The organism is Cyanobium sp. ATX-6F1 (assembly GCF_047395825.1).
GTDB lineage: Bacteria > Cyanobacteriota > Cyanobacteriia > PCC-6307 > Cyanobiaceae > ATX-6F1.
In genome coordinates, this window is sequence record NZ_JBCEBF010000001.1 from 1264175 (window position 1) to 1287071 (window position 22897).

Consider the following 22897-nt stretch of genomic DNA (forward strand, 5'->3'; position numbering starts at 1 on the left):
TACCGGTGCGACTCTCCCTGGCGCGGCACCATGGCCGCGGTTGAGACATGGAGTTCATGGGCACGGGCTGGGCGGCCGAGCGGGTGGCCGCGGCGATCGAGCGGGTCGCGCCCCTGGCGGCGCAGCGCACGGCGGCGGTGCGGCCGCGGCTGGAGCGGGTGCTGGCGGCCTTCGCCGCTGAGCGCCTGGGCACCCACCATTTCGCCTCCGTGAGCGGCTATGGCCATGGCGATCTGGGCCGAGACACCCTCGATCGGGTCTTCGCCCGCGTGCTGCAGGCCGAGGCCGCCGCCGTGCGCCTGCAGTTCGTCAGCGGCACCCACGCCATCGCCGCCGCCCTGTTCGGCGTGCTGCGCCCGGGGATCGGCTGCTGTCGATCACAGGCCGCCCCTACGACACCCTTGAGGAGGTGATCGGCCTGCGGGGCTCGGGCCAGGGGTCCCTGGCCGAATTCGGCATCACCTATGACGAACTGCCGCTCAGCGCCAGCGGTGCCGTGGATGGGGCCGGCCTGGCGGATGCCCTCTCCGTGCCGACGCGGATGGTGTTGATCCAGCGCAGCTGCGGCTACAGCTGGCGGCCATCGCTGGCGGTGGCGGAGATCGGCCGGCTGATCGAGTGGGTCAAGGCCCTGCAACCGGGCTGCGTCTGCTTCGTCGACAACTGCTACGGCGAGCTGGTGGAGGAGCGGGAGCCCACCGCCGTGGGGGCCGACCTGATCGCGGGCTCGCTGATCAAGAACCTGGGGGGCACGATCGCCCCCACCGGCGGCTATGTGGCCGGCCGCGCCGAGCTGGTGGAGCAGGCCTGTTGCCGCCTCACCGCCCCGGGCATCGGCAGCGAGGGGGAACGGGCTTCGACCTGCACCGGCTGCTGTTCCAGGGGCTGTTCCTGGCGCCCCAGATGGTGGCCGAGGCCCTGATCAGCGCCGAGCTGGTGGCGGCGGTGTTCAGCGACCTGGGCTATGCCGTCCATCCGCTGCCGGCCGGGAACCGCAGCGATCTGATCCAGGCGGTGCGCTTCGGGGCCCCCGAGCCGCTCATCGCCGTCTGCCGTGCCTTTCAGGCCTGCTCCCCCGTGGGCTCCTACCTCGACCCGGTGCCCGCCCCGATGCCTGGCTATGCCAGCGAGCTGGTGATGGCCGGCGGCACCTTCATCGACGGCAGCACCAGCGAGTTCTCCGCCGATGGGCCCCTGCGGGAGCCCTACGTGCTCTTCGCCCAGGGGGCACCCACCGCAGCCATGCCGAGCTCGCCCTGGAGCGGGCGCTCGTTGCCCTGGAGCCCCTGAGGGCTGCGTCGGTCACACTGGGGGGCACCTGATCGCCTCACCGCGATGGCCCCCAGCTTCCCCGACGACCTCCGCTACGCCGACAGCCACGAATTCGTGCGCCCCGAAGGCGAGCTGATGCGCATCGGCATCAGCGCCTTTGCCGTCGATCAACTGGGCGACATCGTTTTCGTGGAGTTGCCCGAGGTGGGCAGCGCCCTGGAGCGGGGCAGCAGCTTCGGCACGGTGGAATCGGTGAAGGCGGTGGAGGAGATGTACGCCCCGATCAGCGGGACGGTGGAGGCCCGCAACGAGTCGGTGCTCGCCAGCCCCGAAGAGCTCCAGAACGACCCCTACGGCGAGGGCTGGTTGCTGGTGGTGCGTCCCAGCGATGCCGCCCAGCTGGAGGATCTGCTCGATGGCCCCAGCTACCGCGCCAAGGTGGAAGGCGCCTGACCCCCTGGAGATTCCTTAGGATCCCGCCACCTTTGATCCTGCGGTGTGAGCTCTGGAGCCTTTCTCGTTCGGCACATCGGGCCCACCGCGTCTGAGCAGGAGCAGATGCTGCGGGAGCTGGGGGCGGCCGATCTTGAGCGCTTCGTCGCTGAGGTGGTTCCCGCCGACATCCTTCTCGATCCGGCCGAGGCCGCCCTGGGCCTGCCGGAGGGCTGCGGCGAGCAGCAGGCCCTCTCTGAGCTGGCCGCGATCGCCGCCACCAACCAGGTGCGCCGCAGCCTGATCGGCCTCGGCTACCACGGCACCGCCACCCCGGCGCTGCTGCAGCGCCATGTGTTCGAGAACCCCGCCTGGTACACCGCCTACACCCCCTACCAGGCCGAGATCGCCCAGGGGCGCCTGGAGGCCCTGCTCAATTTCCAGACCTTGATCAGCGAGCTCACCGGCCTGCCGATCGCCAACGCCTCCCTGCTCGATGAGGGCACCGCCGCCGCCGAGGCCATGGCCCTCAGCCGTGGCGCCTGCAAGCGCTCCGGCGCCCTGCGCTTCCTGGTGGACGAGCAGGTGCTGCCCCAGACCCTGGCCGTGCTGCGCACCCGGGCTGAGCCCCTGGGCCTCGAGCTGGTGGTGGCAGATCCCGCCGATTTTGTCTTCGGCCCTGAGGTGTTCGGAGCGCTGCTGCAGCTGCCGGGTCGCCGCGGCCTGCTCTGGGACCCCAGCGCCGTGATCGAGGCCGCCCACGCCGGCGGGGCCCTGGTCACGGTGGCGATCGATCCCCTTGCCCAGGTGCTGCTGGAGCCCGTGGGCGCCCTCGGCGCCGACATCGCCGTCGGCAGCGCCCAGCGGTTCGGTGTGCCCCTGGGCTTCGGCGGGCCCCATGCCGCCTTCTTCGCCACCACCGAGGAGCACAAGCGTCAGATCCCCGGCCGGCTGGTGGGCCGCTCCCTCGACGCCGAGGGCCACCCCGCCCTGCGCCTGGCCCTGCAGACCCGCGAGCAGCACATCCGCCGCGACAAGGCCACCAGCAACATCTGCACCGCCCAGGTGCTGCTGGCGGTGCTGGCCAGCTTCTACGCCGTGCACCACGGCCCCGATGGGCTGGCCGCGATCGCCCGCCGGGTGCTGCGGCTGCGTGCGGCCCTCGCCCTGGGCCTGGCGCAGCTGGGCCTGGAGATCGAGCCCGGCCCCGGCTTCGACACCGTTGGCCTGACCACCTCCCGTGCCCTGGCGCTGCTGGAGCGGGCCGAGCGCGCTGGCTTCAACCTGCGCCTGGAGGGACCCGATCGCCTCGCCATCAGCCTCGATGAGCTCAGCGACGCCGCCGAACTCGATGCCCTGCTGGCGGCCCTGGCCGATGGGCAGGCCGTGACCCCTGCCGCCGAGCTGCTGGAGCAGTTGGAGGCGGGCCTCACCGCCGCCGAGCCCGAGCGCCAGCTGCTGGCGGGGCTCCCCTGCGCTCGGGTCCCTGGCTGGCCCAGGAGGTGTTCCACCGCCACCGCAGCGAAACCGAGCTGCTGCGCTACATCCAGCGCCTGGTCTCCAAGGATCTGTCGTTGGTGCACGGGATGATCCCCCTGGGCAGCTGCACCATGAAGCTCAATGCCGCCGCCGAGCTGGCGCCGGTGAGCTGGCCTGCCTTCGCCCATCTGCACCCCTTCGCCCCCGCCTCCCAGACGGCGGGCTACCAAAAGCTGGTGGCGGATCTGGAGGGCTGGCTGGCGGCGATCACCGGCTTTGCCGCCGTGTCGCTGCAGCCCAATGCGGGCTCCCAGGGGGAGTACGCCGGCCTGCTGGTGATCCGCGCCTGGCACCGTAGCCGCGGCGACGACCAGCGCACCGTCTGCCTGATCCCCACCAGCGCCCACGGCACCAACCCCGCCAGCGCTGTGATGGCGGGCCTGCAGGTGGTGCCGGTGGCCTGCGACGAGCAGGGCAACATCGACCTCAAGGATCTGGAGGCCAAGGCCGCCCTCCACGCCGAGCGCCTGGCGGCGGTGATGGTCACCTACCCCTCCACCCACGGCGTGTTCGAGACCGGCATCCGTCAGCTCTGCGCCACCGTGCACCGCCACGGCGGCCAGGTGTACCTCGATGGGGCCAACCTCAACGCCCAGGTGGGCCTGGCCAAGCCGGGGCTCTACGGCGCCGATGTGTGTCACCTGAACCTGCACAAGACCTTCTGCATCCCCCACGGCGGCGGCGGCCCCGGGGTGGGGCCGATCGGCGTGGCGGCTCATCTGGCCCCCTTCCTGCCCGGGCACCCCTGGCGAGCTGCGGCGGCGATCAGGCGATCGGCCCGGTGTCGGCGGCCCCCTGGGGCAGCGCCTCGATCCTGCCGATCAGCTGGATGTACATCCGCCTGATGGGCGGCGACGGCCTGCGGGCGGCCAGCAGCGTTGCCCTGCTCTCGGCCAACCTGATCGCCGAGCGGCTGGAGCCCCATTTCCCGGTGCTGTTCCGCGGCGCCAACGGTCGGGTGGCCCACGAATGCATCCTTGATCTGCGGCCGCTCAAGCGCAGCGCCGGTATCGAAGTGGAGGATCTGGCCAAGCGCTTGATGGACTACGGCTTCCATGCCCCCACCGTCAGCTGGCCCGTGGCCGGCACGGTGATGGTGGAGCCCACCGAGAGTGAAGGCCTGGCGGAACTCGATCGCTTCTGCGCCGCCATGGCGGCCGTCCGCGCCGAGGTGGCCGCGATCGAATCCGGCGCCGCCGATCCGCTCGACAACCCGCTCAAACGCGCTCCCCATACCCTCGCCGCCGTCACCGCCGAGATCTGGGATCGTCCCTACGGTCGCCAGCAGGCCGCCTTCCCCGTGGAGCAGCTGCGCAGTAACAAGATCTGGCCAGCCGTGGCCCGGATCGATAATGCCTACGGCGATCGCAACCTTGTCTGCACCTGCCCTTCGGTGGAGGAGATGGCTGTGCCGGTGCTCACACCGGTTTAAGTCGCCGTTGCGCCCGTGCGTTCTTGCCGAAAGGCGCTACATTCCGGCCTAATGGCCATGAATCAGCCCCATCTTTCGGGTTGATTTCACATTCCAACAGTTCATCGATGGGGATCATGAACGGCGACGACACAACCACAACCGATGGGGCCAAAGCCGCCAGCGATCACGCTGGCGGTGCAACCATCAACGGCAGCCGATTTCCGTCCCGTTCGGTGGATCTTCCGCCCTTGATGGCGGCGTTTCAGCAATCCGCCAGCCGTGGAGAAATCCACCAGGTGGAAGGAACCAATGTGATCCGGGTGCCCTTCGGTGTGCGTCAGGCCCGTCGGGTGCGGCCCGAGCGCCCCGAGCACTGGGCCACCCTGGTGCTGCCGTTCCAACTGAACGGGCCCAACCCCACCCCGCCTCAGGCGGCCTGAACCGTTTCCAGGCGCCAGTCCACCAGGGCCTTCACATCGTCGATGGAGCTGGCCGGCGCCCGAAACGGCAGCATTCGCATCGGACTGCGTTCCGGGCGCACCAGCCAGGTGAGGTCGTCCTGGGGGATGAGCACGAAGCCCCTATAGCGCACCACCCAGCGCTGGGGCGCCGCCGGCCGTGGCCCACTCAGGGTTTGCTGGCTCCGATTGTTCAGCAGCTCACGTCGCTCCGCCATCGATCCGATCAGGTGGTGATCCTTCCTGTGTAACTGGGTGGCCGCGGGCGTGTTGCATCCTTCGCTTCAATCCAGCTCGAACAGCAACAGATCCGCCCCCTGATCCAAGGCGCTGAGCGTGGAGGGGGTGCCCCCTGCGTCGTCAGCGAAGCCGTAGCCATCGCCCCGCTCCAGGCTTGGCGGGGCCGAGGCGGCGGCACTGTTCTCCAGGCGCACGGCCCCGTCGATCATCTGCAGCCAATAGCGGCGGCCGGCGATGCGGGGCAGCTCCAGCCGTTGCCCCGCGCCGGGCTGCGCCCGCCAGAGCCGCAGCGGCCGGTCGATCGCCATGGCGCCGCCCTGCTGGTCGGGATCGATCAGCAGAATCCAGTCGTCGCCGATGCTGAACGCTTGTTGCCCATAGGCCGGCGGGATGCCTCGGTGGCTGGGCTCGATCCAGACCTGCAGCAGCCGGCAGGGGCGATCGCTCTGGTTGATCTCGCTGTGCACCACCCCGGTGCCGGCGCTCATGCGCTGCACCTCGCCGGCGTGGAGCACTTCGCCGTTGCCCATCGAATCGCGGTGGCTGAGTTCCCCGTCCACCATCACCGTGATGATCTCCATGTCGCTATGGGGATGCATCCCGAAGCCGCGGCCGGCGGCGATGGTGTCGTCGTTGATCACCCGCAGGGGGCCGAAGCCCATCCAGGCGGGGTCGTAGTGGCTCGAAAACGAGAAGCTGTGCCAGCTGTCGAGCCAGTCGAGCTGGCTGTGGAAGCGCTCGGCGGCCGGGCGGAAGACAGGGCGGGTGCCGTTGCTGGTGGTGGTCATGGCAGGAAGGGGTAATCGGTGTAGCCCGCGGGGCCTGGGCTGTAGAAGCTGGCGGGATCGGGGGCGTTGAGCGGGGCGCCGCGCCGCAGGCGCTCGGGCAGGTCGGGGTTAGCCAGGAACGCTGAACCGAAGGCCACCGCATCGATGGCGCCGGCGCCGATGGCGGCGTTGGCCTCAGCAGCGTCGTAGCCCATGTTGGCCACCAGCACCCCGTTGAAGTGCTCCCGGATCGGGGTGAGCACATCGCCGTGCTGCTGCTGGGCGAAATCGCTGCGCATCACGTGCATGTAGGCCAGGCCGCTGTCGTTCAGGCGCCTGGCCAGCCAGCTGGAAAGACCCAGCGGATCGCTGTCGAGCATCGAGTTGAAGCTGTTCAGGGGTGAGATGCGCAGCCCCACCAGCTCGCTTTCCTGGCGCACCGCGTCGATCACCTCCAGCAGCAGCCGCGCCCGGTTCTCAATCGGGCCGCCGTAGGCACCGCTGCGCTGGTTGCTGCCGTCGCGCAGGAACTGATCGAGCAGGTAGCCATTGGCGCCGTGCACTTCCACGCCGTCAAAGCCGGCGGCGATGGCGTTGCGGGCCGCCAGCCGGAAACCCTCCACGATTCCGGGCAGTTCCCCGTCGGCCAGCTCCCGGGGCAGCACGTAGGGCTGCTTGCCCTCGGGGGTGTGCACGCCGTCATCGGTGATGGCGAGTGCGCTGGGGGCCACCGGCTGGCGGCCGCCGTTGAGCAGGGGGTGGCAGGCGCGGCCCCCGTGCCAGAGCTGCAGCACGATCCGGCCGCCGCGCCCGTGCACGGCATCGGTGCTCAGGCGCCAACCCGCCACCTGGGCCGCCGAATGGATGCCGGGCTCGCTGATGAAGGACGAGTTCCCCTCCATCACCATCGTGGCCTCGGCGATCTCCAGGCCGGCGCTGGCCCGCTGGCCGTAGTACTCCGCCATCAGCGGCCCGGGGATGTGGTCCGCCTCGGCGCGGCAGCGGGTGAGCGGCGCCAGCCACACCCGGTTGGGCAGCTCCAGGGAGCCGAGGCGCAGGGGGCTGAACAGGTCGGTCATGGGGGAAGCGGCTGGAGGAGTTGGCGAGAGTGGGGGAATGGTTTTGCTCGGATGTCGGCCATGATCTCAGCTCAGTGGCTCACAGGAGCGCACCGAACCTTGTTGTCCTTCCTGCCGCGAATCAATGGGTCAGCTAAACGGGTTCGTTGACCAGAGCGCTCAGGCAGGCGTGCCCAAGCCAACAGTCTCTGAGCCCTGATGGTCTGGTTTCTTAAGCCGCGCCGTTCCACTCCCAGGGTCCCCGTGTTGCGGTCCCTGCGGCTGCGCAAGCAGGACGGGGTGTTCCGGGCCGAGAAGCTCGATGACTGGCGCCACCACTGGCGTGAGCCCTACCACCTGATGCTGGCCATCCCCTGGCCGGGCTTCGTGGGGCTGATCGCGGCCAGTTATCTGGCCCTCAATCTCGCCTTCGCCCTGCTCTATCTGCTGGACCCGGGCGGCATCGGTGGGGTTCCCGGTGGAGGCCCGGCCGGGTTCGCCGAGGCCTTCTTCTTCAGCGTCCAGACCCTGGGCTCGATCGGCTACGGCGTCCTCCATCCCGCCAGCCTCTGGGTGAATCTGGTGGTGACCCTTGAGGCCCTGGGGGGACTGATCTTCATCGCCGTGACCACGGGCCTGGCCTTCGCCCGTTTTTCCCGCAGCCGGGCGCGCATCCTGTTCAGCGAAGTGGCCACGATCGAGCCCTGGAATGGCGTGCCCACGCTCACCTTCCGGATCGCCAACGTGCGCCGCAACGGCATCCTCGATGGGCGCATGCGGCTCTACCTGGCCCTGGAGGAGCTCAGCAGCGAGGGGTTCAGGCTGCGGCGCCTGGTGCCCCTGACCCTGCTGCGGGAGCAGTCGATCCATTTCCAACTGATGTGGACGCTGATGCACACGATCGATGATCAAAGTCCGCTCCAAGGTCACACCGCCGAAAGCCTGGCCGCCCGCCATGGGGAGCTGCTGGTGGCCTTCCAGGGGGTGGACGAGACCCTGCAGAGTCCCGTCCACGCCCGCTGGACCTACCGGCCCGGCGATCTGAGGCTGAATGCGCGGTTTGCCGACATCGTCGTGGACGACGAGGACAGCCGGGTGCTCGACTTCAGCCGCTTCAACGAGACGGTGCCCTGCAGCGACTGCGGCGATCAGGCGGCCACCAGTTCAGGCTCCCGATAGGGGATGAAATTGGCCTTGCGGGTGCCGCAGAGCGGGCAACTCCAGTCATCGGGGATGGCCTCAAACGGGGTGCCGGCGGCGAGGCCGGAATCGGGGTCGCCGAGTTCGGGGTCGTAGATCACCGAGCAGACCTTGCAGATCCACTTGCCGGCCACAGGGGCGGTTTCCCCGGCCGTGCCGGCGCCCATGAGCGCTTCAAGGGCGACGCTGTAGCGATCGGCGTGGTGGTGCTCGATGGGGGTGAGCAGGCCGAAGTTGCTGGCGGCCTTGCGGAAGATGCCGGCGTGCTCAGCGGATTCGGCGATCTGCTCGTTGAACTCGGCTTCGGCGCCGCCATCGCGGTCGCTGCGGGCCTGCTCGGCGAACTCCGGGTACATCGTTGTGTACTCATAGGTTTCCCCTTCGATTGCCAACTCCAGGCAACGGCTGAGCACGGCCTGCTTCTCGGCATCGCCCAGGGTGGCGGGGTCGGCCACGACGAGCTCGGGGTGGAGCAGGCGGAAGTGGGCGAAGGCGTGCTCGGTTTCCTGGGCGGCGGTGTCGCGGAAGAGTTTGGCCAGCTCGGAGTTGCCGAGCTGCTTGGCCACATCCGCGAAGAAGAGGTATTTGCGGTTGGCCATGCTCTCACCGCCGAAGGCGGCTTCGAGGTTGGCTGTGGTGCTGGGCTTGGAGAGGTCCATGGGGGAGCCATCGTGGATGCCAGGAAGCTTACACGAAGTCGGACTGACTCCGCATAAGGCCGTGGAGGGTCAGTAAAAGGCGCCGCTGCGCCGTTGGTGCACCGCCGGGGTGGCGCCCGCATCGAGCAGGCCGCCATGGTCGACCTGGGCATACACCAGCCAGTGGTCGCCGCACTCCATCCGCTGGGTGATGCGCGCCTCCAGCCAGGCCACGGCCTCCGGCAGCACAGGCTGGCCGCCGGGGGTTTCCTCCAGCTCCAGGCCCGCGAAGCGGTCGGCGCCGGGGGAAGGGCTGCAGAAACTGCTTCATCGGGCCGCTGGAGCGACCTTCGGCCAGCACGTTGAGGGCGAAGACGCCGCCCACATGCATCAGCTCCTCCACGGCCCGGTCCTTGGCCACCGCCACGGTCAGCCCCGGCGGCGAGAAGCTGGCCTGGGACACCCAGCTGGCCACCATGGCGCCGCTGATCCGATCGGCACCTTCGCCTTTGGCGGCGGTGAGCACGCACAGGGGCCCGACCACGCGCCCGAGCGCCAGCACCGCCGGGTTGCTGAGGCTCTCCCCCAGGCCGCCGCTGCGCAGCTGCTGCTTGCGCTGGCCCTTGAGCAGCTCCCGGGCCAGGGCGGTGCCCGTCTCCTCCAGGCGCTTGAGGGTGGGGCCGTCGGGGCTGAACTTGACCCGGATCGGCTCGAAGGCGAAGCGGAAGCCGCCATCGCGCAGCTTGCTCTCGAGCAGATCGATCGCTTCGCCGCTCCAGCCGAAGCTGCCGAACACCCCCACGGGCTTGTCCCGGTCGCCCTCCGCCAGCAGGCTGCCCAGGGCCGAAACGATCGGGGTGGGGGCATGGCCCCCGAGGGTGGGGGAGCCGATCAGCACCGCGTCGCAGCCGCGGATCGCCGCCAGCAGCTGCTCGGTGGGGGCGAACTCGCAGTTGATGCTCTCCACCCGCACCCCCGAGCGCGACACCCCCTGGGCGAGGGCGTCGGCGATGGTGGCCGTGTTGCCGTAGGCGCTGGCATAGAGCAGGGCGACCGCCAGCTTGGCCTTCTCCTGGCTGGCGCCCCAGCGGCGGTAGTCCGCCAGCAGGCTGCGCCAGCTCTGCTCGATCGCCGGCCCGTGGCCGGGGGCGATGGTGCGGATCGGCAGCGCCTCGAGCCGGTCCACCACCGACTCCACCTGGCGCGCCATCGGCGCCATCAGGCAGTCGTAGAAGTAGCGCCGGTCTTCCTCGCTGCTGCTGGAGTTGGCCTCGGCGAAGGTCTCGGTGCAGAGGTGGGCGGCGAAGAACTTGCCGCTCATCAGCAGACCGGTCTTGGCTTCGAACGCCACCAGGGCCCCGGGCCAACGCGGTGTGGGCACGGGGATCAAGCTGAGGCGGTGGCCAGCGGCCAGGTCACGGCTCACCTCCTGCTTGACCACATCGATCGGCGGCAGGGGAGGCAGGGGCTCCTGCGCTTCACCCTCTGGGCTGGGTTTGCGCTGCCCCCAGAGCTCTTCCACGAGCCGGGCGCCGGCGTTGGAGGCCACCAGCATCAGCTCAGGCCAGCGCTGGGCCAGCTGGCGCAGCAGTCCCACCCGGTTGGGGTTGGTGTGGCCGACCACCACCTTCAGGGCTTCGCCTGGTCCCACCAGTTCGGCCAGCTGTTCCAGGAACGGCGCGGCGAAGGATTCACCGGGTGGATGGACCAGCACCGGCGGCACCGGTTGGCCGGCTGGGTTGGTGCCGGCGCTGAACAGGAAACTGTTGGCGCTGGTGCCGCGCTCCAGGCCGTATTCCACCTCGAAGCGCAGCCGCTTCGGGCTCAGCCCCCTCAGACAGAGCAACCCGTCATCGACAGGAAGGACGATCACGCGGCGGTCGCTGCTCTCGGCCGGCGAGGCGGGGGCCTTGAAGCTGGTGTCCGCCATCAGTAGTGGTTGCCCACCTTGCGGTGGTGCACGGCGGTGGCGGCCTCACTGTCGGCCACGGTGCCCTCCTCCACCTCGGCATAGATGATCCAGTGGTCGGGGCCCTCCATGCGCTGGACCACCCGGCAGCCCAGGAAGGCCAGGGCCTCGCTCAGCACCGGCCCGCCGGCGGCGGCCCCCTCCAGGGTGGCCACACCGGCGAAGCGGTCGGCCCCCGGCGGGAAGCGCTTGAGGAAATGGCGCAGCAGGGCCTGGTGGTTGTCCTCCCGCAGGATGTTGAGCACGAAGCGGTCGCCCACCTGCATCAACGCCTCGATCGCCCGGTCCTTGGCCACGGCGATCGAGATCCCCGGCGGATCGAAGCTGGCCTGGTTCACCCAGCTGGCCACCATGGCGCTGCTGCGCTCCTCCTGCTGGGCGGTCACGATGTAGAGCCCGCCGCTGATCCGGCCCAGGGCCTTGTCCAGGTCGCCGTCGAGGCTCTTCATCGCCGCGATGGTTTTGTCGCGGGTGAGCAGCTGGCCCAGGTCGGTGCCGGCCTCCTCGCCGCGCTGGTAGTCGGTGGCATCGGGTACCTGGCGCACCCGCAGGGGGCTGAAGGCCTCCTTGAGCCCCAGGCCCCGCAGCTGGGTGGCGATGCTGTCGATCGGCTCATCGTTGCCGCCGTAGGCGTCGTAGACGGCCACGAACTGCTTGGCCTTGAGGGCCGCCAGCAGGGTGCCGATCGACTGCTGGATGTCGGCGTCGGGGCTGATCGGCCAGGTGGGCACCACCACCGCTGCCGCACCCCCACCAGCGCCGCCAGCTCCTGGGGATCGGTGGCGCGCAGGTCCACCAGTTGCACCTCGGCCTCGGTCTTGCCGATGCCCCGGGCGATCGCCTGGCTGAGCCGGTCGCAGAAGCCGTACTGGCTGATGTAGCAGACGGCCGCGTAGGTCTCATTGGCGCTGCGCTGGCTGCTCCAGTCGCGGTAGTCGCCCACCCAGAGGTTGAGGTGCTCCCTGAGCAGGGGGCCGTGGCCGGTGGCGATCGTGGTGATCTCCGGCAGGGCGTCCATGCGCTTGAGGGCCTGCAGCACGCTGCGGGCGTTGGGGCCCATCAGGCAGTCGTAGTAGAAGCGGAAATCGGGGGCGATCGCGCCGGGATCGATGTCGAAGACGTCATCGCCGCAGTAGTGCAGGCCGAAGGCGTCGCAGGTGTAGAGGATGCCGGTGCCGTGGTCGAAGGAGAAGATCGTGTCGGGCCAGTGCAGGTTCGGGGCGCTCAGAAATTCGAAGCGGTGCTGCACGCCGCTCCCGGGGTTGGTGCCCAGATCGAGCTCCTCGCCGCTCTTCACCGCCCGGCTGCGGAAGGGCCGGTGCACCTGGTCGGCCAGGTAGGCGATCGCCACCTTGGAGGCGACGATTTCGATCTCGGGATTGAGCTCCAGCAGATCACCGATCAGGCCCGAGTGGTCGGGTTCGGTGTGCGAAACAATCAGATAGTCGATCGTGGCCGGATCGATCTGCTCGGCCAGTAATGGTAGCCAGGTGTCACGGAATTTGGCATGGCTGGTGTCCACCAGGGCGGTGCGCTCGCCGCGGATCAGGAAGGCGTTGTAGGTGGTGCCGTTGCGCAGGCCGAACTCGATGTCGAAGCGGCTGCGGTCCCAGTCGAGCGACCGGATCGTGGTGGTGTCGGGTCCGATCGCTTCGCACTGGAGCGAGAGGCGGCCGGGGGCGGCGGGAGCGGTCGTGGGGGCGGCGAGCTGTGTCATGGCGTCGGGGGCTCAGGGTTGCATCGCGTGGAAGCAACTTAGGAACAGCCGCCTGTTGCCTGGCTGACCCATCCATGGGTCTTGCTGATGGGACTGATCGGACTCGGGCTCCTTGCGCTGCCGTGCGGCTGGGATGGGCTGTGACCTCAAAGGTTGCAGGCGCCGCAATCGGCCGGCTCGTGGCCAGGCGGGTGGGGTTGCGGTGGGCGCGCATGTCCGTTGTCCGTTTCGACCACGGCCACTCCATCGGAAGCGGCCTCGCTGCAGCGTTCGATCGCCGCCACCCGTTGCTCGCGCGTGCTGAGTTCTTTGAAGCAGAAAGGATCCCCGGCCTGCTGGGGAAGCTCACCCGCCTGAGCCAGGGCTCCAGATCGTCTCCGGGCCGCACCTCTGGAAGAAAGCAGCCACAGAGCTGGGTGTGCCCGCCAAGGCCATCCCCAAGGGCTCCAGCCGTGGCACCGAGTGGTTCTTCGACGGCAGCGTTTACGACCCCGCCAAGCCCCAGGCCTACCTCGACAGCCTCAAGATCAAGCGCTGATCGGGCGACCGTGATCCCTGGGGCCCCGGCCCCCGCCCCGGCAGCCGCCTGAGCGCCCATTGATCGCCTCTGCTTATCACTTCTATTCACAATCCTTCGCAAAATTCACACCCAATCGCCAGGGACGGCCATTAGGGTCCGCCGACCAATGACGAATTTCGTTTCAGATGCTTTTTTGAACGCCCGTTGATTGATCCCTGGGACCCAGTTGGATCCCTTTAATTTGAGCGTTTTCCGGTACTTCTGTTTCTCCCAGTCCGGTTTCGTTGACTTGTACCAAGTTTTCCTTTTTGCAGGAACTTTTTCCATGTCTAAGCGTCGTCAATTTCTCGCGCTGATGGGTGCTGCCATGGCCAGCAGCGTTGTGCTCACGGGTTGCCTCGGTAATCCTCCCGAACCCGGTGGTGGCTCCGCCGGAAGCGGCGCCCCGCCGACCGCTGTCGCGCCTTCCAACCTCGAGACCAAGACCATCAGCCTGGGCTTCATCCCCATTCTTGAGGCCGCGCCGTTGGTGGTGGCGGTGGAGAAGGGCTTCTTCGCCAAACATGGCCTGGAGGTGAACCTCACCAAGCAGGCCAGCTGGCCCTCCGCCCGCGACAACGTCGTGCTCGGTTCCGCCGGTGGCGGCATCGACGGCGGCCAGTGGCAGATGCCGATGCCCCAGATGATCAGCGAAGGCGCGATCACCGATGGCAAGAAGGTGCCGATGGTTGTGCTGGCGATGCTGATGAGCCAGGGCAATGGCATCGCGGCCGCCAACGCCGTCAAGGATGGCAACCTCAGCGTTGATCTCAAGAAGACGTCGCCGGGTTTCTTTGATTCGTTCGCCCAGAAGACGGGCAACAAGTTCAAGGCCTCCTACACATTCCCGAAGGCCAACCAGGAGATCTGGATCCGTTACTGGCTCGCCGCTGGCGGCGTCGATCCCGACAAGCAGGTGGAACTGTTGACGGTGCCCGCCACCGAAACCCTCCAGGGGATGAAGAACGGCACGATGCAGGCCTTCTCCACTGGCGATCCCTGGCCCTCGCGCATCGTCAAGGACAAGGTGGGCTATCTGGCGGCCACCACCGCCCAGATCTGGAAGGCGCACCCCGAGGAATACCTGGCGGTGCGCTCCGATTGGGTCGACAAGCACCCCAAAGCTGCCGTGGCTCTGATCAAGGGGGTGATCGAGGCCCAGCAGTGGCTCGACAAGCCTGAAAACAAGGCCGAGGCCGCCAAGATCCTCAGCTCGCGCAAGTGGTACAACATCCCGGCCCCGGTGCTGGAGCAGTCGCTCAAGGGTGAGTACCTGATGGGCGCCTCCGGCAAGCCCGAGACCGACCTGGCCATGGGACCGCTCTATTGGGCGAGCGATCGGGGTGTGATCTCCTACCCCTACAAGAGCCTCACCCTCTGGTTCCTGCTCGAAGCCCTGCGCTGGAAGTTCTACCCCGGCATCCTCGACACGGTTGACCAGGCCAAGGCAATCAACGACAAGGTGACCCGCGAGGATCTCTGGCTCCTGGCGGCCAAGGAACTGGGCCTGCCCGCCGCCCAGATCCCCACCGGCTCCAGCCGAGGCAAGGAGACCTTCTTCGATGGCGTCGTTTACGACCCGGAGAATCCCCAGGCCTATCTCGATGGCCTGAAGATCAGGAAATAACGGCCAACTGCCGAGATCGAAACGCCTCGGCAATAGATACACGCTCCATCACCACTAACACACGTCATGGCTCCGATTCCAATGCCCCGTAAAGGCAACAACTCCAGCCCCCTGAGCTGGCTCACGCGCAGCTCAGGACAGTGGCTGCCGCCCCTGCTGGGCACCGGCGGCTTCCTGCTGCTCTGGCAGCTGCTCTCGATGAGCGGGGTGATCGCTCTGCCGGCCCCCACCAGCCTGTTCACCGAAGAGCGCACCCGCATCCTGATCCTCTACCCCTTCTATGACCGCGGTGGCCTTGATAAAGGCCTGTTCTGGCAAACCCTGGCCAGCCTCACCAGGGTGGCCCAGGGCTACACCCTCGCCGCCCTGGTGGGCATCGCTGTGGGCATCACGATCGGCCTGAAGCCCACGATCAACCGCGCCTTCGATCCCCTGTTCCAGTTCCTGCGCATGGTGGCGCCCCTGGCCTGGGTGCCGATCGCACTGGTGCTGTTTCAGAAGAACCAGCCCGCCGCCATCTTCGTGATCTTCATCACGGCGATCTGGCCGATCCTGATCAACACCGCCGAGGGCGTGCGCCAGATCCCCCAGGACTACCGCAATGTGGCCCTGGTGCTGCAGATGTCGAACCGGCGCTTCTTCATCAAGGTGCTGATCCCTTCGGCCCTCCCCTACATCTTCACGGGTCTGCGCATCTCGATCGGTCTGGCCTGGCTGGCGATCATCGCGGCCGAGATCGTGATGCCCGGCACCCTCGGCATCGGCTTCTTCATCTGGGATGCCTACCAGCAGAACTACGTGGGCGAGATCGTGCTCGGCGTGATCTGGATCGGCGCCATCGGTCTGATTCTCGATCGCCTGATGGCCTGGTTGCAGACCCGCATCTCCCCAGGTCAGTGATGGTTTCCTGTTTCCGCTTCCGTTGTTTCACCATCCCACAGGAGCCCCAACCATGACCGCACTGGTAGATGTCCAATCGATCGAGAAGAGCTTCGATCTCCGTGGCGGCGGCACCTATCTGGCCCTTCAAGGCATCGATCTGGAGATCCGCAAGGGTGAATTCATTTCCCTGATCGGCCACTCGGGCTGTGGCAAGTCCACCTTGCTCAACATGATCGCTGGCCTCGATCTGCCCACTGAGGGCACCGTGCTACTCGACGGCGAAGCCGTCAAGCGCCCCGGTCCCGACAAGATGGTGGTGTTCCAGAACTACTCGCTGCTGCCCTGGCTCACGGTGCGGGAGAACATCGCCCTGGCAGTCGATGAGGTGATGGGGACGTTGCCCACCGCCGAGCGTGATGCCCTGGTCCAGGAGCACATCGACATGGTGGGCCTGGGCCCGGCGGCCACCAAGTTGCCCCTGCAGCTCTCCGGTGGCATGCGCCAGCGGGTGGCGATCGCCCGGGCCCTGGCGATCCGCCCCAAACTGCTGCTGCTCGATGAGCCCTTCGGCGCCCTCGACGCCCTCACCCGGGGCAATCTGCAGGAGAAGCTGATGCAGATCTGCAACGAGCACGAGCTCACTGCGGTGATGGTCACCCACGACGTGGACGAGGCGGTGCTGCTCTCCGACCGCATCGTGATGCTCACCAACGGCCCGGGCTCGAACATCGGCGGCATCCTCGAGGTCGACATCCCCCGGCCACGGCAGCGCCTGGAGGTGGTGCATCACCCCAGCTACTACAGCCTGCGCTCGGAGATCATCTACTTCCTCAACCGCCAGAAGCGGGTGAAGCAGTGGCGCGCCCGGCCCCACCAGACGGTGGCCCGCCACGGACTGGAGAAGGTGAACCTGGATCTGGGCTTCCTGCCCCTGGCGGCCAGTGCGCCGATGGCGGTGGCCGAGGCCCATGGCCTGTTCGCCAAGCACGGCCTCGATGAGGTGAGCCTGATCCGGGAAACCAGCTGGCGCGGCATCGTCGACGGGCTGGTGGACGGCACCCTCGACGCCTCGCTGATGCCGGCGGGGATGCCCACCTGGATGACCGCCGGTGGCCACGGCGGTACGCCCTTGCCGATCGTGACGGCGCTCACCCTCAGCCGCAACGGCAACGGCATCACCCTGGGCCGCCGCCTGGCGGAGCAGGGGTGCGCACGGTGGAGGATTACCGCGCCTATCTCAAGAGCCACGAGCGCGAGCCCCACACGATGGGGATCGTGCACGAGGCCTCGATGCACAACCTGCTGCTGCGCTACTGGCTGGCGGCCAACGACATCGACCCCGACAAGGACGTGCACCTGCAGGCCCTGCCGCCGGCCCAGATGCTCGCCGACCTCAAGGACGGCAGCATCGACGGCTACTGCGTGGGCGCCCCTGGCTCGATCGGGCGATCCGCGACGGCCACGGGATTCCTGTGGCGGGCGACCTGGCGATCTGGCCCGGCCATCCCGGCAAGGTGCTCGGCGTGCGTGAAGACTGGGCGATCGCCTACCCCAACACCCACATCGCCCTTACCAAGGCGCTGCTCGAGGCCTGCCGCTACTGCGCCGATCCCGCCCACTGGGGCGAACTGAGTGAACTGCTCAGCGATCGCCGCTACCTGGGCATCAAGCCGGAAATGATCCGCTTCAGTGAGGCCAGCGCCGATGTGGACCGGGGCGGACCGGAGAGCGAAGAAGCCGTGCCGCACCACCTCTTCTTCGGGGAAGGCCTGAACCGGCCCAGCCGCACCGAGCACCTCTGGATGATGACCCAGATGGCCCGCTGGGGGAGATTCCCCTGCCGCGCAACTGGGTGGAAATCCTTGAGCGCGTCTGCCAGGTGGGGGTGTTCAGCACCGCGGCCCGCGAACTCGGTCTCGATGCGATCAGCTACCAGCGCCAGGGCATCGAGCTCTTCGACGGCCAGCCGTTCAATGCCGACGATCCGATCGGATATCTCAACGCGCAGACGATCAAGCGCGATTTCAGCATCGCCGAGATCCCCCTGGCCCCGCCCCGGCGCGGCTGAGAAGGGCCGTCTGGCCCACACGCTTTGTTTCCCGCTTCGCCTCCCATCAGCGAGATTCTTGATGTCCACATTGCTTCAGTCCACCCCGGCGGGCCCCACCAGCCCCCCAGCGAGGCTTTCCTGCGTTTCGAGAACGTCAGCAAGGTGTATCCCACCGCCACTGGCCCTTACACGGTGCTCGATGGCATCGACATGGCCGTGAACCAGGGGAGTTCATGTGCGTGATCGGCCACTCCGGTTGCGGCAAGTCCACCCTGCTGAACATGGTCTCGGGCTTCTCCACCCCCACCGAGGGCCAGGTGGTGCTGCACGGCAACAGGATCACCAAGCCTGGTCCCGACCGCATGGTGGTGTTCCAGGGCTATGCCCTGCTGCCCTGGTTCACCGCCTACGAAAACGTGTATCTGGCGGTTGATTCGGTGAAGCCGGATCTGCCGGAGCGTGAGAAGAAGGAGATCACCCGGGAGCACCTGGCGATGGTGGGGCTCACCGAGGCGGCCGAGAAGAAGATCCTGCAGCTCTCCGGTGGCATGAAGCAGCGGGTGGCGATCGCCCGGGCCCTGGCGATCCGGCCGGAAGTGCTGATTCTCGATGAACCCTTCGGGGCCCTCGATGCGATCACCAAGGAGGAGTTGCAGGAGGAGCTGCTCACCATCTGGAACACCCAGAAGTGCACGGTGCTGATGATCACCCACGACATCGACGAGGCCCTGTTTCTCGCTGATCGGCTGGTGATGATGACCAACGGCCCGTCCGCCAAGATCGGCGAAATCATGGACATCAAGTTTCCGCGCCCCCGCAACCGCGAGGAAATCATGGAGGATCCGATCTACTACGACCTGCGCAACCAGGCGCTGGACTTCCTCTACAGCCGTTTCGCCCACGACGACACGGCGGACTGAGTCGACGGGCCCTTGTGATCGTTGCCAGCAAAAGCCCCGGCCGAAGCCGGGGCTGGTGCCTAACAATCGTCCTCTCGTGTGACCGGGTATCACCCCAGCGCGCCTAAGCGCTTCAGTCCTCCACCTTCACCGACACCGTGGTGCTGGTCTGGGCCTTGGGGGCGATGACGGTGAGCAGACCATCCCGGTAACGGGCCTCCAGATGTTCCCGATCCAGGCCGCCTGGGAAGCGGAAGCTGCGGCTCCAGGTGCCGTAGCGGAATTCGCTGTGCAGCGGGCCCGCCGGGGCGCCTTCAGCGCTCTGGGGTGCTTCGGATTTGCGCTCGGCGCTGATCACCAGGGAGCGGTCGGTGGCTTTGACGTCGATGGAGGCCTTGTCCACGCCGGGCAGTTCCAGCACGATCGTGTAGGCCGCTTCGCCTTCGTGCACTTCGGCGGCAGGCACGCGCTCGGCCTGGACCACCTGTTGCTCGAGACGCTCAAAGAGATCGAAGGGGGATTGGCGCAGGGTCAGCATGATGTGTCCTCGGTTTGATGATTGATGGGGGTGAGAACGCTTCACCCGTGATGTCACTGTGCCCCGAGTGTTTGGGGCCTCCGAGGGGAGAACCGGCCCGTCCGGTACGGCGCTCACGCATCAGTTCGGGCCCCACCCCAGGCCGGTCGAAAGAACCGTCCGATCCGCCTCAGATCCACCACCAGCGGCTGAAGGCGGCCGCCTGGCCGCAGCCCCGGCCCTCCTCGTCGCGCAGGGTCCAGAGGCGGGCGTTGTCGATCACGAAGCGGCGCCCGTGGCTGTTGATGCGCACCCCGGTGTAGCCGCGGATCGCCTCCAGCTGGAGGGCGCTCTCCAGGAGCCGTTGGCGGGCGCTGCGCTCCTGGGGCTCCGCCGTCAGCCGCGAGGGCAGCCCCACCATCGCGGCCCAGGGGCGACGCCACAGGCGCAGGGCCGCCCCATTGGCGTAGATCAGCTGGGGATCGCGGCCGCCGCCGTGGGCCAGCACCACCTCCGCGCCGGCGAACAGTTCCTGGGCCGCCAGCCGCCGGGAGCGGCCGGGTCCGTCGCCCGCCAGCAGCGGTCGCCCGAAGGCGCGCAAGTGGGAGTCGAGCAGCAGGGCGGTGAGTCCCAGGCACTCCGGCGTCAGCCAGGGGGCCTCAGCCACCCCCCATGGCCTGTGCCATCGCCTGCTGGCCCAGCAGGGTTCCCTGCTGCCGCAGCCGCTCGAGGAACAGCTGGTTGGCCTCGGGGAAGCGGGGTTCGGCGGCCAGGGGCAGATCGCCCGCCTCGTCGAGCCCGGTGTCGCCCTCCAGGGCCGGGGTGACCACCACCAGATCGGGATCGAGGGGGCGTCGTAGCGCCACCAGCGCCCGGGATCGGTGATAGCCGGGTGGGGCGGATGGGGGGCGGCCGGGGCGGTGGCCTTGGCGCTCAGCAGCTGGCGGCGTTGCTCCGCCAGGTTCGCGAGCAGCTGGTTGCGGCTGCGGCCCCGCAACTGGAACAGCACGAAGGGGTCTTCGCTGAAGCGGTCCCCCATCAGGTAGTAGACGGCGCTGGTGTGCTTGCAGGGGTTGGCCTTGTCGGGACAGGTGCATTCGCTGCGCACCTCCTGCAACTTGAACGGAAACAGCCGGCGGCCGCTGGCGGCGAAGGCGCGCTCGATGTCGGCGGGCATGATTCCCGCCAGCAGCTGCGCCGACCAGCGGGCCTTCTGCCCCAGGGCTTCGAGCACGTAGCCCCAGTCTTCGTCGCTGAGGGTGTCGAGCCAGAGCTTCCACCTTGTAGGGCTCCTCTTCGGTGCCCTGCACCCTGGCGTGCACGCGGCGCCCCTCGAAGCGGATCGAGAGCACGTTGCCGGAACGGGCGTAGGTCCAGGCGCGCTCCAGCCGTTTCTTGTAGCGGTAGGAGTTGATCAGCTCCATCCACTGCTCCACCCACCAGGGCTGCTGCCCGAGGCCTTCGTCGCCCAGGGTGGTGGTGAGGCTGGCGGGGGTGACCGTCATGGTTCGGGCCGCTTGGGTCGGGTCGTGCTGGCCATGGCCGTGCTGGGCCAAGTATGCAGGCCCGGTGGGCGATCGCCCTAGCCGGGCCTTCGCTACTGGAGAGTGGGGCCGGGAGCTGAGCCGGCTCCTCGACTCCCTGGACTCCTGATCTAGATGCTGGCCCAGGCCCCCCTCGACTTCCTGCCCCAGCGGCTGTTGCCCTGGCTGCCGCAGCTGATGCGGCCAGTGCTGCCGTTGCTGCTGCGCCTGCAGGCGGGCCTGGTGGGGGTGGAGGCCGATCACCTGGAGCGCCTGGTGGCGGCGATCGGGCGCTTTCAGCGGGGTGAGGCGCGACTGTTGGTCGCTTTTCGCCATCCCCAGACCAGCGATCCCTTCTGCTACTCCGCCCTGCTCTGGGATCTGCTGCCCCGTTCAGCGCGGGCCCAGGGCCAGCCCCTGCGGACGTTCGTCCATTCCCATTTCCTCTACGACCGCGGCATTCCCCTGTGGGCCGGCTCCACCGTGGCCTGGTTGTTCACCCGTCTGGGGGTAGCTCGATCCAGCGGGGCAAGCTCGATCTCAAGGGCCTGCGGGCCGCTCGGCAGTTGATGCTCGACGGGGAGTATCCGCTGGCGGCGGCGCCGGAGGGGGCCACCAATGGCCTCAGCGACGTGCTCAGCCCCCTGGAGCCGGGTGTGGCCCAGATCGCCTTCTGGGCGGTCGAAGACCTGGCCCAGGCCGGGCGCACCGAGGCGGTGGAGCTGGTGCCGCTTGGCATTCGTTACCACTACGTCGAGCCGATCGGCCCCGCCGCGGATCGGGTGCTCTCAGGCCTGGAGCGGGCCTGCGGACTGCCCGTTCCGCCCCCGGGTCCAGCCGCTGCTTCAGCCCCTGGCGTGGCCGGCGCTGAGGAGGCCCAGCTGGCTGCCCTTTACCCGCGGCTGGCGGCCGTGGCCGATTGGCTGTTGCAGCGCCTGGAGCGCTTCTACCGGCAGGCCCACCGGGCTCTCCTGGAGGGCGAGGGGCCGATCACGCCCGAGAACCGGGGCGAGCGGCTGCGGCACTTGCTGGAGGCGGCACTGGCGGTGAGCGAGACCCAGCTCGGTCTGATCGCGAAGGGCAGCCTCAACGACCGCTGCCGACGCATCGAGCAGGCGGGCTGGGACTGCATCTACCGCCCCGAAACCCGCGACCGCCAGGCTCTTTCAGCCGTGGAGCTGGGGCTGGCGGACCGCCTCGCCACCGATGCCGAGCGCGCCCTCTGGCACATGCGGCTGGTGGAGTCGTTCGTGGCCGTCAGCGGCACCCATGTGCGCGAGAAACCCTGCGCCGACCGCTTCGGCGAAACCCTGCAGATTCTCTTCTCGTTGGTGCACCGGCTCACAGGAGATGGAGCCATGCTGAAGGTGCCTCGGCTGGGGCTGCGCCGGGCCCAGATCAGCGTGGGTGAACCGATCGATGTGAGCGCGCGCCGGGACGCCTACCGGGCCGGGCGCCAGGGGCTGTGGCGTCCCTCACCCAGGATCTTTCGGTTGCTCTGCAGGGCCTGATGGAGCCGTGATCGGCCGGAGGCCGGAGCCGGTGGTGCGCTTCGCCACCGCTGCAGATGCCCCTGGGGTGACGGCCCTGGTGGGAGCGTTGCTGATGGAGATCATGGCGGAGATTGACGAGCCCGCGTTTCGGGTCGATCCCGCTGCCATCGAGCGGCGCCTGCGGGAGGCCCTGGCGGCGGATCGCTACCGGGTGCTACTGGCAGAGACGGCTCCAGGTGACCTGATTGGTTTTCTGGCGCTGCTGGAGGGGTTCGCTCTTTACACGGAGGGCGCGTTCGGCCTCATCCCTGAGTTCTATGTGGCACCGGGCCACCGCGGCGCTGGTGTGGGCCTGGGGTTGCTGGCGGCGGCCGTCGCCCATGGCCGCTCCCGGGGCTGGAGCCGTCTGGAGGTGACCACCCCGCCGCTGCCGGCGTTCGAGCGCACCCTGGCCTTCTACGAGCGGGAAGGGTTCAGCGTCAGTGGCGGTCTGAAGCTGAAACTGGAGCTTTGAATCCGCCTGGTGGTGTTGGCCAGCGCCCCTAGATTTCTGCCCCAAGACCGCCGCAGCGGAGCGCACCACCTATGGGCACCGGACGACTCGAGGCCTTCAGCGATGGCGTGCTTGCCATCATCATCACGA

Annotated in this window: 14 protein-coding genes and 8 pseudogenes; 13 read left to right on the forward strand and 9 right to left on the reverse strand. The window is 68.3% G+C overall.

Going from position 1 to position 22897, the window contains the following annotated elements; genetic code table 11:
- Nucleotides 1-56: 56 nt before the first annotated feature.
- The 4 genes and pseudogenes from AAF143_RS07505 to AAF143_RS07520 all read left to right on the forward strand — a co-directional run bounded on the left by AAF143_RS07505 (nt 57) and on the right by AAF143_RS07520 (nt 5097).
- Nucleotides 57-1322 (forward strand): annotated as a pseudogene (locus AAF143_RS07505) (aminotransferase class I/II-fold pyridoxal phosphate-dependent enzyme).
- Between the two features lie 13 nt (nt 1323-1335).
- Nucleotides 1336-1725, forward strand: coding sequence for a glycine cleavage system protein GcvH (gene gcvH, locus AAF143_RS07510; RefSeq protein ID WP_255007925.1), 390 nt, complete (start codon nt 1336-1338; stop codon nt 1723-1725).
- A gap of 105 nt (nt 1726-1830) precedes the next feature.
- A pseudogene (gene gcvP, locus AAF143_RS07515) lies at nt 1831-4675 on the forward strand (aminomethyl-transferring glycine dehydrogenase).
- A 116-nt stretch (nt 4676-4791) separates the two neighbouring features.
- A complete protein-coding gene (locus AAF143_RS07520; protein ID WP_315859611.1) occupies nt 4792-5097 on the forward strand; it encodes a hypothetical protein in 306 nt (101 codons plus the stop codon).
- Here the strand turns inward: AAF143_RS07520 and AAF143_RS07525 are convergent.
- The 3 genes from AAF143_RS07525 to AAF143_RS07535 all read right to left on the reverse strand — a co-directional run bounded on the left by AAF143_RS07525 (nt 5085) and on the right by AAF143_RS07535 (nt 7201).
- Nucleotides 5085-5333, reverse strand: a complete 249-nt coding sequence (locus AAF143_RS07525; RefSeq protein WP_255007927.1) for a hypothetical protein — start codon at nt 5331-5333, stop codon at nt 5085-5087. The two genes, AAF143_RS07520 and AAF143_RS07525, sit on opposite strands and share 13 nt — an antisense overlap.
- A 66-nt stretch (nt 5334-5399) precedes the next feature.
- Complete coding sequence (locus tag AAF143_RS07530) at nt 5400-6143, reverse strand: pirin family protein (protein ID WP_255007928.1); 744 nt, start codon at nt 6141-6143, stop codon at nt 5400-5402.
- Complete coding sequence (locus AAF143_RS07535) at nt 6140-7201, reverse strand: alkene reductase (RefSeq protein ID WP_255007929.1); 1062 nt, start codon at nt 7199-7201, stop codon at nt 6140-6142. The genes AAF143_RS07530 and AAF143_RS07535 overlap by 4 nt, the downstream gene beginning before the upstream one ends.
- 243 nt (nt 7202-7444) lie before the next feature.
- Here AAF143_RS07535 and AAF143_RS07540 point away from each other — a divergent pair, with 243 nt between their 5' ends.
- Nucleotides 7445-8359 carry an ion channel gene (locus tag AAF143_RS07540; protein WP_414026711.1) on the forward strand — a complete coding sequence of 305 codons (915 nt, stop codon included), beginning with the start codon at nt 7445-7447 and terminating at the stop codon, nt 8357-8359.
- On the opposite strand, the gene AAF143_RS07545 is transcribed toward AAF143_RS07540, so the two are convergent.
- The 3 genes and pseudogenes from AAF143_RS07545 to AAF143_RS07555 form a co-directional block, all read right to left on the reverse strand.
- The gene (locus AAF143_RS07545; RefSeq protein WP_315859612.1) at nt 8329-9039 is read right to left on the reverse strand and encodes a rubrerythrin family protein; all 711 of its coding nucleotides are present in this window, start codon (nt 9037-9039) and stop codon (nt 8329-8331) included. The genes AAF143_RS07540 and AAF143_RS07545 overlap by 31 nt on opposite strands.
- Before the next feature lie 69 nt (nt 9040-9108).
- Nucleotides 9109-10948: pseudogene (locus AAF143_RS07550) on the reverse strand (flavin reductase).
- A pseudogene (locus AAF143_RS07555) lies at nt 10948-12704 on the reverse strand (diflavin flavoprotein). Before AAF143_RS07555 ends, AAF143_RS07550 begins: the two co-directional pseudogenes overlap by 1 nt.
- A gap of 373 nt (nt 12705-13077) precedes the next feature.
- Between AAF143_RS07555 and AAF143_RS07560 the strand changes: the two are divergent.
- The 5 genes and pseudogenes from AAF143_RS07560 to AAF143_RS07580 form a co-directional block, all read left to right on the forward strand.
- Nucleotides 13078-13242 (forward strand): annotated as a pseudogene (locus AAF143_RS07560) (bicarbonate-binding protein); the annotation flags it as partial.
- A 307-nt stretch (nt 13243-13549) separates the two neighbouring features.
- Complete coding sequence (locus AAF143_RS07565) at nt 13550-14890, forward strand: CmpA/NrtA family ABC transporter substrate-binding protein (protein WP_255007940.1); 1341 nt, start codon at nt 13550-13552, stop codon at nt 14888-14890.
- Between the two features lie 81 nt (nt 14891-14971).
- Nucleotides 14972-15790 carry a nitrate ABC transporter permease gene (ntrB, locus tag AAF143_RS07570; protein WP_255008205.1) on the forward strand — a complete coding sequence of 273 codons (819 nt, stop codon included), beginning with the start codon at nt 14972-14974 and terminating at the stop codon, nt 15788-15790.
- A 52-nt stretch (nt 15791-15842) separates the two neighbouring features.
- A pseudogene (locus AAF143_RS07575) lies at nt 15843-17840 on the forward strand (nitrate ABC transporter ATP-binding protein).
- Between the two features lie 54 nt (nt 17841-17894).
- Nucleotides 17895-18742: pseudogene (locus tag AAF143_RS07580) on the forward strand (nitrate ABC transporter ATP-binding protein).
- Nucleotides 18743-18854: 112 nt separating this feature from the next.
- Here the strand turns inward: AAF143_RS07580 and AAF143_RS07585 are convergent.
- The 3 genes and pseudogenes from AAF143_RS07585 to AAF143_RS07595 all read right to left on the reverse strand — a co-directional run bounded on the left by AAF143_RS07585 (nt 18855) and on the right by AAF143_RS07595 (nt 20743).
- The gene (locus AAF143_RS07585; RefSeq protein ID WP_255007943.1) at nt 18855-19259 is read right to left on the reverse strand and encodes an Hsp20/alpha crystallin family protein; all 405 of its coding nucleotides are present in this window, start codon (nt 19257-19259) and stop codon (nt 18855-18857) included.
- A gap of 169 nt (nt 19260-19428) precedes the next feature.
- A complete protein-coding gene (locus AAF143_RS07590) occupies nt 19429-19905 on the reverse strand; it encodes an MEKHLA domain-containing protein (RefSeq protein ID WP_255007944.1) in 477 nt (158 codons plus the stop codon).
- Nucleotides 19898-20743 (reverse strand): annotated as a pseudogene (locus AAF143_RS07595) (SWIM zinc finger family protein). The gene AAF143_RS07590 and the pseudogene AAF143_RS07595 overlap by 8 nt, the downstream one beginning before the upstream one ends.
- A gap of 153 nt (nt 20744-20896) precedes the next feature.
- On the opposite strand from AAF143_RS07595, the gene AAF143_RS07600 reads away from it, so the two are divergent.
- Genes AAF143_RS07600 through AAF143_RS07610 form a run of 3 tightly spaced genes read left to right on the forward strand, consistent with a single transcriptional unit; the run spans nt 20897 to nt 22768 of the window.
- A complete protein-coding gene (locus AAF143_RS07600; protein ID WP_414026712.1) occupies nt 20897-21331 on the forward strand; it encodes a hypothetical protein in 435 nt (144 codons plus the stop codon).
- A complete protein-coding gene (locus tag AAF143_RS07605) occupies nt 21331-22272 on the forward strand; it encodes a hypothetical protein (RefSeq protein ID WP_414026713.1) in 942 nt (313 codons plus the stop codon). Before AAF143_RS07600 ends, AAF143_RS07605 begins: the two co-directional genes overlap by 1 nt.
- 7 nt (nt 22273-22279) lie before the next feature.
- Complete coding sequence (locus AAF143_RS07610; RefSeq protein WP_255007948.1) at nt 22280-22768, forward strand: GNAT family N-acetyltransferase; 489 nt, start codon at nt 22280-22282, stop codon at nt 22766-22768.
- The last annotated feature ends 129 nt before the right edge of the window (nt 22769-22897 follow it).

Coding starts and splice junctions, on each gene's coding strand:
- gcvH (WP_255007925.1), top strand. CDS start 1,336: ATGGCCCCCAGCTTCCCCGACGACCTCCGCTACGCCGACAGCCACGAA.
- AAF143_RS07520 (WP_315859611.1), top strand. CDS start 4,792: ATGAACGGCGACGACACAACCACAACCGATGGGGCCAAAGCCGCCAGC.
- AAF143_RS07525 (WP_255007927.1), bottom strand. CDS start 5,333: ATGGCGGAGCGACGTGAGCTGCTGAACAATCGGAGCCAGCAAACCCTG.
- AAF143_RS07530 (WP_255007928.1), bottom strand. CDS start 6,143: ATGACCACCACCAGCAACGGCACCCGCCCTGTCTTCCGCCCGGCCGCC.
- AAF143_RS07535 (WP_255007929.1), bottom strand. CDS start 7,201: ATGACCGACCTGTTCAGCCCCCTGCGCCTCGGCTCCCTGGAGCTGCCC.
- AAF143_RS07545 (WP_315859612.1), bottom strand. CDS start 9,039: ATGGACCTCTCCAAGCCCAGCACCACAGCCAACCTCGAAGCCGCCTTC.
- AAF143_RS07565 (WP_255007940.1), top strand. CDS start 13,550: ATGTCTAAGCGTCGTCAATTTCTCGCGCTGATGGGTGCTGCCATGGCC.
- ntrB (WP_255008205.1), top strand. CDS start 14,972: ATGCCCCGTAAAGGCAACAACTCCAGCCCCCTGAGCTGGCTCACGCGC.
- AAF143_RS07585 (WP_255007943.1), bottom strand. CDS start 19,259: ATGCTGACCCTGCGCCAATCCCCCTTCGATCTCTTTGAGCGTCTCGAG.
- AAF143_RS07600 (WP_414026712.1), top strand. CDS start 20,897: ATGCTGGCCCAGGCCCCCCTCGACTTCCTGCCCCAGCGGCTGTTGCCC.
- AAF143_RS07605 (WP_414026713.1), top strand. CDS start 21,331: ATGCTCGACGGGGAGTATCCGCTGGCGGCGGCGCCGGAGGGGGCCACC.